This is a genomic window from Mycobacterium sp. NGS41, from assembly GCF_059812725.1.
In genome coordinates this window covers 16,606-29,298 of record NZ_JCALDF010000047.1, presented here as the reverse complement: position 1 = coordinate 29,298, position 12,693 = coordinate 16,606, and the positions used below count along the sequence as shown (strand labels likewise).

Sequence of the window (12,693 nt, the reverse complement as noted above, 5' to 3'; positions counted from 1 at the left end):
GTGGAGTGCCCGTTGAAGCTCAACGCCACCGCCCCCGGGGTGCGGGCCACCTGCGCGCCAAACAACGCCGGAACCGACCCCGAGGCGGAGGCCGGCACAGGTTGGTTCAACACCGCCTGGTTACTCCACCGCTGCAAACACTCACGCTCGCCGGCATCGAGCAAATCGATCGACGACAACCGCCGGGTCGGGTCGTCGGCCAGGGCCACCACCACCCGCTGCAACCGCTCAACCAACACCTCGATGCTGGCCGCATCAAACACATCGGTGCGAAACTCCACCTCCCCACCGATGCCGGCGGGCGCACCGTCCTCGCTCCAACGCTCGGCCAACGAAAACGCCAAATCCATCCGCGCCGTGCGGGTCTGCACCGGCAACGGCACCACCTGCAACTCACCCAAACTCAACTTCGCAGGCCGATTGTTCTGCCACGCCAACAACACCTGCACCAACGGATGATGCCCCCGGCTACGCACCGGATTAAGCCGCTCCACCAACACCTCAAACGGCACATCCTGATGCTCATAAGCAGCCAAACTGCGCGCCCGCACCTGCGCCAGCAACTCCCCCACCGTCGGATCACCCGACAAATCCACCCGCAACACCAACGTATTGATGAACGCCCCCACCAACTCATCTAGAGCCGGATCACGCCGCCCAGCGATCGGAAACCCCACCGCCACATCAGAACTGGCGCTCAACGCCGACAACAACACCGCCAACGCCGCCTGCACCACCATGAAACTGGTCGCATTATGCTCACCAGCCAACGCCCGCACCCGCATCTGCACCTGCGCCGGCCACTCCACGCTCACACTGGCACCACGCTGATCCCCCACCGCCGGATACGGCCGATCAGTGGGCAACTGCAAATGCTCAGGCATCCCCGCCAGCGCCTGCTGCCAATACGCCAACTGCCCACCAATACGGCTGGCACTGTCCTCAAGCTCACCGAACTGCGCGCGCTGCCACAACGTGTAATCGACATACTGCACCGGCAACGGCACCCACCCCGGCGCCTGACCCACACACCGGCTGGCATACGCCACACCCATATCAGCCACCAACGGAGCCACCGACCAACCATCAGCAGCGATATGATGCACCACCGCCACCAACACATGCTCATCCTCCGCAACCCGGAAAAGCTGTGCCCGCAACGGGATCTCAGACGCCAAATCAAAACCATGACGCACCGCCGCGCCGATCGCCTCCTCCAACTCGGCCGCCGACCAGCCCACCGCATCAAAGACCTGCCAACCAAAATCGGCGGCCTCCACCCCCACCACTACCTGCTGCGCCACCCCCTCGGGAGCCACAAACCGCGTCCGCAAACTCTCATGACGACCCACCACATCGGCCAACGCCGCACCCAACGCCCCCACATCCAGACGCCCACACAACCGCAACGCCACCGCCATGTTGTACACCGCCGACGGACCCTGCAACTGATCCAAAAACCACAACCGGGACTGAGCAAACGACAACGGCACCACCGCCGGCCGCTCGACTGGAACCAACGGCTCCAACCCACCCCCACCCACCCCAATACGCGGCGCAAACTGAGCAACCGTGGGCGCCTCAAACAACACCCGCACCGACACCCCAGCATCAAAAGACTTATTAACCGCCGCGATCACCCGCATCGCCGACAACGAATCCCCACCCAGATCGAAAAACGAATCATCAACCCCGACCCGCTCCAACCCCAACACCTGGGCATAAATACCGGCCACAATCTCTTCAGCAAGACTGCCCGGCGCACGATAACCACCAACATCCGAATACTCCGGAGCCGGCAAAGCCCGCCGATCCAACTTCCCATTCGGCGTCAACGGCAACGCCTCCACCACCACCACCGCCGCCGGCACCATATACGGCGGCAACCGCTCCCCCAGCTCCGCACGCACCCCAGCCGGATCAACCGCCCCGATCACATACCCCACCAACCGCCGATCACCCGGACGATCCTCCCGAGCAACCACCACCGCCTCACAAACCCCACCCACACCGGCCAACGCCGCCTGAACCTCACCCAACTCGATCCGATACCCACGGATCTTCACCTGCTCATCAGCACGCCCCAAATACCGCAACTGCCCATCAACACCCCAACACACCAAATCCCCAGTGCGATACATCCGCTGACCCGACACCCCAAACGGACACGCCACAAACCGCGACGCCGACAAACCCGCCCGACCCACATACCCGTACCCTGCGGCGGAACCCGCGACATACAGCTCACCAACCACACCAACCGGCACCGGGCGCAACCAGCCGTCCAATACAAAAAAGGCGAGGTGCGCCAACGGCACCCCGATAGGGCTGGCATTACTGGCGACGTCGCTGTCGAAGAGCTCTCGGAACGAGGCATGCACAGTCGTCTCGGTGGTGCCGTACATGTTGATCAGCCGGGCCGATTCGGGGTGGTGGTCCAGCCAGGTCCGAAGACGCTGGGGTTCCAGCGCTTCGCCGGCGAACACCACTGCCCGAATGTTCAACTGCCGCCCCGAGTCAGGTACCAGCGCGGCGGCGGTTTGCAGCGCATAGAACGCCGAGGGCGTCTGGCTTAAGACGCTGACCTGCTCCGCCGTCAGCAGGGCGTGGAATTCCTCCGGTGCGCGCGCCACCGACTCGGGCACCACGACCAGCCGTCCACCATGCAACAACGCGCCCCACATCTCCCACACCGAGACGTCGAAGGCCAATGAGTGCCATTGCGACCACACCTGTTCCGTCAGGTCCAGGTCTTTGCCCGCGGCCTGCAGCAGCTGAATCACGTTGTGGTGGCTGATCGCTACACCTTTGGGCACGCCGGTGGTGCCCGAGGTGTAGATCAGGTAGGCGACGTCATCGGGACTCGGTGCGGGCAACGCGGTGCTGGGTTGGGTACCTATGCGTGGGTCGTCGATATCGATGACGGGCAGATCGTGCCCCTCCAGCCGCTCGGAAAGCCCGCCGGACGTGACGGCGGCGATCGGTGCGGCATCACCAAGCAAGAACTCGATTCGCGCGTCGGGATGTGCAGGGTCGATGGGCAAATACGCTGCCCTGGTCTTGAGCACTGCCAAGATCGCCACGATCGCCTCGGCCGACCGCGAAAACAGCAGTGCCACACGCTGACCCGGGCCGGCTCCCTGCCCGGCCAGCAGGTGGGCCAACCGATTCGACGCCTCGTCGAGCTCGCGATATGTCATCGAGTGGCCGTCGAAGCTCAGCGCCACCGCCTCCGGCACACGCGCCACCTGCGCGGCAAACGACTCCGGAATCGAGACGGCAGCGGACGCCGGCACACTCAGCACGGCGCGGTTACTGATCCTGTCCAGCTCGGCGCGTTCACCCTCGTCGAGCACATCTATCGACGAGAGCCGCCGGCCCGGATCGGCGGTCATCGCCGCCAACACCCGCTTCAGTCGCTCGATCAGCGTCTCGATGGCGGCCGCATCGAACACATCGGTGTCGAACTCGACGCGAAGGCCTAATTCCTTGCCCGGCAACACAATTACCGCAACCGGGTAGTGGTTGTATTGGCGGCTGGTGAAGTCGGTCACGGCCAAGCCGTCCACACTCAGCAGCCCATCGACTTCGATCGGGAAGTTCTCGAAGACGAACAGGGTGTCGAACAGCTGGTCATGAGCGACGAGGCGGTTGATCTCCCGCAGCGCCAGATGCTCGTGTTCAAGGGTCTCGCTGTGAGCGCTTTGCAACTGCGCGAGCAACTCTGCGACGGTGGTCGCCGGCGTGCTGTTCGCGCGCACCGGCACCGTGTTGATCAACAGACCTACCATCGATTCGGCACCGAACACCTCGGCCGGCCGGCCCGCAACCGTGGTGCCGAAAGCGACATCGTGGTTTCCGGTCAGCACCATCAACAACTGCGCCCACGCACCCTGCATCGCGATGTTGACGGTGGTATTGCACGAGCGCGCCAACTCGCTAACCGCCCGCGTCATCTCCTCAGGCAGCTGGAACAGTTGAACGCTTCGCGGCCCCACCGCCACCCGGCCCTGGGGACCCACGAATGTCGGGGTGTCAAAGCCGGCCAGCACCTCGCGCCAGGCCGACCGGGCGGCATCCATGTCGCGACCGGCCAGCCAGCTGACGAACCGGCGATATGGCACCGCCGCGGGCAGTGGCAGCCCGTAGTAACTGGCGGACAGCTCTTGCACGATGATCGGCAGCGACCAGCCGTCCACCACAATGTGGTGGAACGTCAACACAATCCGATACCGATCGTCGGCGGTGCGGATCACAGCCGCCCGGAAAGTCGACTCGTCGGCCAGGTCGCAGACGGCGGCTCGTTCGGCCGCGCACTCCCGCTGGGTCTGCTCCTCGACGTCGACGGCGCCGCGGTCTAGTTCGATATACCGCCAGGGCACCTCGGGATCGGCCGGGATGATCTGTACGGGCTCCTCGAACTGATCCGAAAACCGCGCCGCCAAATTGGGATGGCGGTTGACCATCGTGTGCACCGCGTCGCGCATCCGCTGCAAATCAAGCGGTCCGGACACCCCGATCTCCAGCTGCACCGCATACACATCGTCGCCGGATCCTTGCGCGGTGCTGGAGTGGAACAGCAGGCCCAGTTGCAGCGGGGTCAGCGGCAGTACGTCAGCGATCCGCATATTGCCGCTGGAGCTGATCGATCTGCTGCTGGCTCAGACCGGTAAGCCCGACATCGGACGGGGTCAATCCACCCCCACCGCGGCGCACATGCGCGCAGATGCCGGCTAACGCCTCAAACCACAACCGGCTCAGCCGGCTTACCTGCGCCTCGTTAACGGCCGACGATGCCCAGGTCCAGTTGGCGTGCAACCGCAGACCAGCCTCGGTGTCGCTGGTGGCAGCGTTGAGTTCCACGGTGTGCATCAGCGGCACAGGCGCCGCCGCGGTCGCGCCGGTCAGCGACACATCTTCCTGGCTGATCCGCCACAGGTCACCGGAGAGCTCGTCGGCCGTCGAGTGACCGCCGAGATGCCCCAGATAGTTGAATCCGATCGGCGCGTCGGCCTCGTCCAGGTCCACCTCGGAGTTCAGGTAGCGCAGCAGACCATAAGTCACGCCGTCCGGCAGCGCGCGAAGCTGCTCTTTGCCGTCTTTGACCATCGAGCCCAGCGCAGCGTCACCAGAAGCCACCTGCGCCCACGACAAGCCGCCGACGGCCAACGACACCGGATACTTGGTGCTGAACCACCCCACCGTGCGGGAGAAGTCCACCTCGGCGCCCAATTCCTCCTGGCGCCCCTGACCCTCCACATCAATACGGACCGGCGCGCCAGCAGCAGCACCCAAAAACTCCGCACACGCCAACCCGAAGGCAATCAACAACAGCTCGTGCACCTCGGCATGAAACGCCTCGGCCACCTCACCCAACAGCATCCGCGTCGTGTCGTCATCCAGCTCCACCGACAAACGCCCGGCACTGGCATAGGTGTCCGTCTCGGGGCACACTGCCGGCAACACCGCCGGCGTGGCCGCCACCTGCCGCCAGGTTTCGGCCTGGTCCACCACGGCCGGGGCATGCGCATGCTCAGCCAGCAGCGAGGCCCATCGGGCAAACGACGTCCCGCCTGCCGGCAACGCCACCGGCTGACCACTGCGATGCTGGGCCCACGCGATGTTCAAGTCCTCCAACAGAATTTGCCACGACGCCCCGTCCACGGCCAGACGGTGAATGATCAGCGCCAACTGTCCCGTGGAGCCCACCCAGACCGCGCTCAGGTTCGCCCCGGCCGCCGGATTCAATCGCGACCGGGCCTTTGCCAGCGCCTCCTCGGACAACACGTCCACCGACTGCAGACAACTGCCGGCATCCACCGACCCGGTCTCGGGCACCCGCAACGACCACTCCGCGGCGGTGTCGTCGTCGATCCGCAGCCGCAACGCGGCATGCCGATCCAGCAACGCCTGCAACAGCAACACCACATCGGCCTCGATCACGCCCGCCGGGGCCTGCACCACCACCGTCTGGTTGAACTGATCGACCGGGCCATCCACGTCCTGCAGCCAGCGCATGATCGGGGTGGCCACCACCGGCCCGACGCCCTCGTCGGCCAGGCCGTCCGCGCCATCGGCCAGCTGGGCTACCCGGGCCAGCCGGGCCACGGTCTGCTCGACGAAAATGTCGCGCGGGCGGCACACCACACCGGCCGCCCGTGCCCGCGCTACCACCTGCATCGACAGGATGCTGTCGCCGCCCAGCTCGAAGAACGACTCATCGACTCCGACCCGCTCCAGCCCCAGGACTTCGGCGTAGATTCCGGCCAAGACCTCTTCGACGGCAGTGGCCGGGGCCCGGTAACGATCGATGTCCTGATACTCCGGGGCAGGCAGCGCCCGCTTGTCGAGTTTTCCGTTCACCGTCAACGGCAGCGACTCGATCGCCACGATCGCCGCCGGCACCATGTAGGACGGCAGCCGGTCGGCCAACACGCTACGCATCCCGGCCGTATCCGCGGTGCCGGTGACATACCCCACCAGCCGCTTGTCGCCGGGACGGTCCTCACGGGCAATCACGACTGCCTGATCCACCCCGTCCAGCGCATTCAGGGCCGCTTGGACCTCGCCCAGTTCGATCCGGAAACCGCGGATCTTGACCTGATCATCAGCCCGCCCCAGATACTGCAATTGCCCATCGGCGCCCCAACGCACCAAATCTCCGGTGCGATACATCCGTTGTCCGGCTATTCCCGCACCGCCCGCGTCGACGAACGGACACGCCACAAACCGCGACCCGGTCAACCCCGCGCGCCCCACATACCCGTCAGCCACACCACGACCGGCCACATACAGCTCACCAACCACGCCGGCCGGCACCGGACGCAACCACCCATCCAGCACGAACAGCGCGGCCCCAGCCACCGGCGACCCGATCGGCACCACACCCGAACCCGCCGTCAACGGCGCACTGACGGCCACACACATCGTCGTCTCGGTGGGGCCGTAGGCATTGACCATCACCCGGCCCGGGGCCCACCGATCCATCACCTCGGTCGGACAAGCCTCACCGGCCAACATCAACGTCATCGACTCCAGGCCCGTCGGTGACAGCATTCCCACCGCAGACGGCGTTTGACCCAACACACTGACCTGCTCGGCCACCAGCAAGTCGTGCAGATCCTCCGCCGAGCTCGCCACTAACTCGGAGACCACCACCAGGCGCCCGCCGTGCAACAGCGCACCAAAGATCTCCCACACCGAGACGTCGAAGGCCAACGAGTGCCACTGCGACCACACCATCTCCGGACCCGCAGGCAGACCAATCCGCAGGCACTCCTCCAACGCAGTCACATTGCGGTGGGTGACGGCCACGCCCTTAGGCACCCCCGTCGTTCCCGACGTGTAGATCACGTACGCCAAATCGTCCGGCGCGGGGGTCGCCAACCCAGTACACGGATAGGCATCGATGCGGGGGTCATCGACATCGATGACGGGGATAGCGCACCCTTGCAGCCGATCGGCCAACCCCGCACTGGTAACCGCCGCTACCGCCGCGGCATCGGACACGATGAACTCGACGCGCGCGACCGGGTGCGCGGGATCGACCGGTACATAGGCCGCCCCGGCCTTCAACACCGCCAAAATCGCTACCACAGATTGGGCCGAGCGCTCCAACAGCAATGCCACATACTGCCCCGCGCCCGCGCCCTGCTCAACCAGCATGTGCGCCAAGCGATTCGAGGCCTCATCCAACTCCCGATACGTCCACGAGGAACCTTCAAAGGTCATCGCCACCGCGTCCGGCGTCTGCGCCACCTGCGCAGCAAACAAATCCGGAATCGACCCTGACGTCGGACGCGCGCTCAGCACTGCGCGATTACCGATCTCCGCCAGCCGCGAATGCTCAGCATCTTCAAGCAGATCCATCGCCGACAGCCGCCGCCCCGGGTCGGCAGTCATGGCCAGCAACACTCGTGACAAGCGTCCCGCTACGTCGCGCGAGTCAAGCTCCGGGAACGGCCCCCCAGCACCCATTGTGCTGAGGAAGAGCTGATCACCAGCATCAGAGAAGAGCAACCCGTAGGAACCCACGAGGCCAAGATTTGTGTACGACGCCGAAGCCGCGACCCCACCGAAATCCAGGCTCAGAACAGAGGGAAAGAAATCAATGATTACCCTGTCGCCGGGCTGTCCGGCGTCGTGGAAGTTCGTTTTGCGTTCCAGCGCGTGCACCGGAAACCTTTGATGCTGCACCGCTTCCCGTATTCGCGCGTCAACATGCCGGCAGAAATCGGCCACCGTGGACCCGGGCGAAGCCTTCAGGACCAGGGGCACCACTCCGGCAACCATCCCGGGAAGCGTCTTCGACTCCGGACGCACCCGCCTGCTCACCGGGAAGTCGAGCACCACCTCTGAACTCTCGGCGCACCACCCGCGCACCAGCAGCGCGCACGCGGCGGTAATTACCGAAGACCGAGGCATGCCCCACGCCTCGGATAACTTTTGGACCCCGCGGACGACCACGGGGTCCAATGGGACCGGCGCCGAAGGCTCATCGAGATCAGAGTCTTCAGCAGCTTGCCGTGGCCGATAATGCGGTTCGTTTTCCGTTGGCAGGTTCCGCGCCCAATAGTCCTGGTCTTCGAGGTAATCGTTGGAAGCCTCGTATTCCAGCTCGCAATCAACCAAATCCTGCAATGACCCGAAAAGCGCTGGGGGGATGGGAGCGCCAGAAGCGATCGCAGAATAGACAGATGCAATCCGGTGGCAAACCAGTGCAACGCCGGTTCCGTCTATGACTATGTGGTGGCCACACGCGAACAAATAGAATTCATCGAGCTGCGTCTGAAATAACGCAAACCTGAACAGTGGGCCGTCAAACGCCATGGGGGTGCGTTGAATCGATAATGCTATCCGATGTGCTTCCTGCACGGGATTGGGCGAGGAGCTCAGGTCGAAGAACGGCAGTTCGACCTTGGGGTAATCAATTGCCCGCTGGTAGACCTGACCAGCTACCTCGAAAATGGCGGCCCTGAACGGCTCGGCCTCGCGCAATACCCGGCTGATCGCCCACTCAAGACGACGGCGTTCTATCGTGCCGTCGATCTTGACAAATAGGCCAAGTTGCCATTCCGTGCTGGAGGGACGCGATTCCTGGGCAAGCCACACATCTAGCTGCGGCCGCGTCAGCGGAAGTGCTTGCTCATCAATTTCCATTCGACTCCCCCAAATTTCCGCCCTACTCCCCCCGCCGACGAAGGGTTCACTTATCAGAAGCCGCGAGCCTTTCTCGCAAACTCTTCGGCCGTATGTCCGGCCAGTTCTGTTCTATGTATTCCAGACAAGCGGCACGGTCGGCCTCGCCGTAAACCACCCGCCAGCCCGCGGGAACATCTGCGAACGTTGGCCAGAGGCTGTGTTGCTCCTCGTCGTTGACCAACACGAAAAAACTGCCGTTGTCGTCGTCGAACGGATTTACGCTCACCACTTCTCCAAACCGTCTAATGAGACACGTGAAACCGGTCCCAACGGTAGTTGAGGCGATCAGGGCCTGTCCGCGGTTTGGGGAAAGTTCCTGGTGCTCCGTACCGTGACGCCGGACACAACTGACAGCCTAGTGCGTTCGTCAGCGGCATCCGAAACGGTGGTGGCTTGCGGTACTGTGACATGCGGCGATGGCTTTGTACTTTTCGCTGCCGGCCGGCACGGGCTCTGAAACGACGAAGTCTCGGTCTCAGTGCTGAAGTTCCGTGGACTCTGGGCTCACCCCAAGCCACCGAATGTGCTACGTCCCAGGAGACGTACCTGAGGAAACGCTGTCAACTTGCTGGTTTCTTCATTGGTTGGTGATTCCGAACGCTCCGAGATGCGTTCCAGTGAGCGAGAAGTCGTTCAATGCGCTCGAAAGATTCTGTCGCAGCTGCTCATTCGAATTGGTGCGACCCGGCTCATAGGCAGTGGCCGAGATGAAGACATGCCTGTCCGTGATGCCCGACAGGAAAAACTGCAGTCCGCCGTACCGGTTCATCCTCGCCTCGGGCACGTCAGGATAGAGAACCTTCATCGCGAAGTAATCGGCGTCGGTGCCATCTGGCCGGTTGGCGGCTGGGTTGACCACGCCGAGGTTGGAGGTGACGACGAGGCCCGCCCGACCGCTGCCGACGTTTTGCAGGAGCCGCTTGGGAACTAGCGCCAGCAGAGGAATGATGGCCGCGGCCGCCCCCTCGTCATCGGGGGCCTCTTGGTGGCGGCTCAGCGTTTCTTTGAGTGTGGCGCGGATCTTGCTCAGGTCCGTCGTCGCAGTGGCAGGGTCGGCCGTCAGCTCGAGATAGCGGTGCGCGTTGGCACGGGTATCGTCCGCGGCACGCTCGTTGACCGGAATTCTCACGACCACCGAGCCGTCTGCGGTGACCCGTCCCAGCCGCTGGGCGAATCGGGCCGCCAATCCCACGAGCAGTGCGTTACTGGTCCCGCCGAGTGCGTCTGCTCGGGACCGCCACTGTTCGGCATCGACGAAGATGGTTGCCATTGGGATCGCGAAGGGTTCATCACCTCCGGCGGCCGGCGCCGGCAGCGTGGGGGCCCGTCCGGGCGCGCCACTGCGGGTGCGACGGGCCAATCGTACGGTGGCGGCGAGGCCGCGGCCGATAGCGGGAATGTCGCGCACGGTCTGACGGGCGTCCTCGCGCAGCGCCTGCCACCGCCGGCGCGATCCGGCAACTGGCCAGCTGATCTGGTCGTCGCGGCCAGCCACCGCATCCGCAAGCGCCTCGCACAGCCCGACGCCATCGGTGAGGCAATGTGAGATGACCAAGCTCAACCCGGCGCCGCCGTCGCTGAACGGCAACATCGCAAGATGCCAGCCGGGCCCCTGCTCGCAATCCAGCGGAGTGTTGGCCTGTTCGTTGAGCCAGCCGTCGAATTCTTCACGTGGTCGGGCCGACGCGACGATCTCAAGGTCGGAGAAACCACCGGGCGATATCCATCGGTGGCGCCCGACCCGCAATGGTGACCGTTCGATGCGCCGGGATACTCGCCCCCGCTGAAGGTGGTCATGGAACTGCCGCAGGCCGTCGATGTCGACTGGGCGGTCGTACACCCAGATACACTGCAGCTGACTCGCGCCTCCCAGCTTTCGCCCGACGTCAAACGGCGTCTGGTCGAGCGGATCCAGTAGGTTGTCCATGGTCGCAAAATACTTCGTTACCGCATACCTTGGAATCGCTTTCGCCGTTAATGTCAACTGCCGAATCAAGCGATAATGCGCTGTACTTGCGGGAGCGGTAGTGAATGCAGTCGTAGGCCGCCAGTCCCGGGAGTCGTGAAGGCGACGGTGACCCTAGACGATTCTTCGCTGGTCTTAGCGCTCAGAGATACGTGCCGGTCAGCGAGAAGTCGTCCAAAACGCTCGAAACGTCTTGTCGCAAGGCGTCATACGAGTTGAGACCAAGCGGCTGGTAGGCAACGATGGAAAAGAAGAATTGTCCATGCGCTGTTCCCGAAAGCAAAACCTGCAGTCCGCCGGACTGATGCATCACCGCCTCGGTCACGCCCGAGTAGAGAATCTTCATCGCGAAGCGGTCGGCGTCGGTGCCATCTGGCCGGCTGGCGGCCGGATCGACCACACCGAGGTTGGATGCGATGACGCTACTTCCGTCGCCGCCGCGGCTGGCCTTGCGAATGAGCCGTTGGGGCACCAGGCCCACCAGGGGAACGATCGACATCACTGCCCGCTCGTCGTCACGCACCTCCTGGTGGCGAATCAGCACCTGTTTGACTGCGGCTCGGATCTCACGCAGGTTCGTCGTCGCAAGCGAAGGGTCAACCGTCACGGCAACGACGAAGTTCGCGTTGGCGCGAGTATCGCCGGCAACGCGCTCGTTGACCGGCATCGTCAACGTGACCGAGCCGTCTGCACTGGCCCATCCCGCTCGCTGGGCGAGCCGGGCCGCCACTCCCACCAGCAGCGCGTTGCTGGTCCCCCCAAGTGAACGGGCCCGCGCCTCCCACTCGTGGGCATCGACAAAGATCGTTGCCGTTGGGAGCGTGACGAAATCGTCGGCGCCGGCAGGAAGCGCAGGCCGCGGGGTGGCGGCCCCGGCACCACCGCGGCTACGCCGGGCCAACCGGACCGCGGCGGCGGCCCCGCGGCACATAGCGGAAGTGTCGCGGACCGTCTGGCTGGCATCCTCGCGCAGCGCCTGCCACCGTCGCCGAGATCCGGCAGCAGGCCAGCTGATCGGGTCATCGCGGCCAAATACCGCATCCACAATGGCCTCGCACAACCCGACGCCATCAATCAGACAATGGGAGACGACCAAACTCACCCCGGTGCCGCCATCGGTGAACGGAACCACCGCAAGACGCCATCCAGGTCCACACTCGCAATCCACTGGGATACTGGCCTGCTCACTGAGCCAGACATGGAATTCTTCGCGGGGTCGCGCCGTCGCGACGATCTCCAAGTCCGATGAGCCGCCAGAAGATATCCAGCGATGACGGCCGAACCGCAGCGGAGACCGTTCGATACCCCGACGCAACCGCCCGTGCCGAAGGTGCTCATGGAACTGGCGCAGACCGTCGAGTTCGACCGGACGGTTGTACACCCAGACGCACTGCAGTTGGCTGGTGACTCCAGTCACTCGACCAAAGTCAAACTTTGTCTGGTCGTGCAGATCGAGTACGTTGCCCACTTCTGTACCGTACTTCGGATCGCATGGCTCAGAGTCCCATTTCACCCCGAAATGAGAT

3 protein-coding genes and 1 pseudogene are annotated in these 12,693 nt (G+C 64.2%); all 4 read right to left on the bottom strand.

The window, feature by feature from the left end:
* Nucleotides 1-9,159 (bottom strand): annotated as a pseudogene (locus AC5Y21_RS24860) (amino acid adenylation domain-containing protein); the annotation flags it as partial.
* A gap of 46 nt (nucleotides 9,160-9,205) precedes the next feature.
* Nucleotides 9,206-9,427, bottom strand: a complete 222-nt coding sequence (locus AC5Y21_RS24855; protein WP_499916607.1) for an MbtH family protein — start codon at nucleotides 9,425-9,427, stop codon at nucleotides 9,206-9,208.
* A gap of 351 nt (nucleotides 9,428-9,778) precedes the next feature.
* A complete protein-coding gene (locus tag AC5Y21_RS24850) occupies nucleotides 9,779-11,128 on the bottom strand; it encodes a WS/DGAT/MGAT family O-acyltransferase (RefSeq protein WP_499916606.1) in 1,350 nt (449 codons plus the stop codon).
* A gap of 181 nt (nucleotides 11,129-11,309) precedes the next feature.
* Complete coding sequence (locus tag AC5Y21_RS24845) at nucleotides 11,310-12,584, bottom strand: WS/DGAT/MGAT family O-acyltransferase (protein WP_499916603.1); 1,275 nt, start codon at nucleotides 12,582-12,584, stop codon at nucleotides 11,310-11,312.
* Nucleotides 12,585-12,693: the final 109 nt, after the last annotated feature.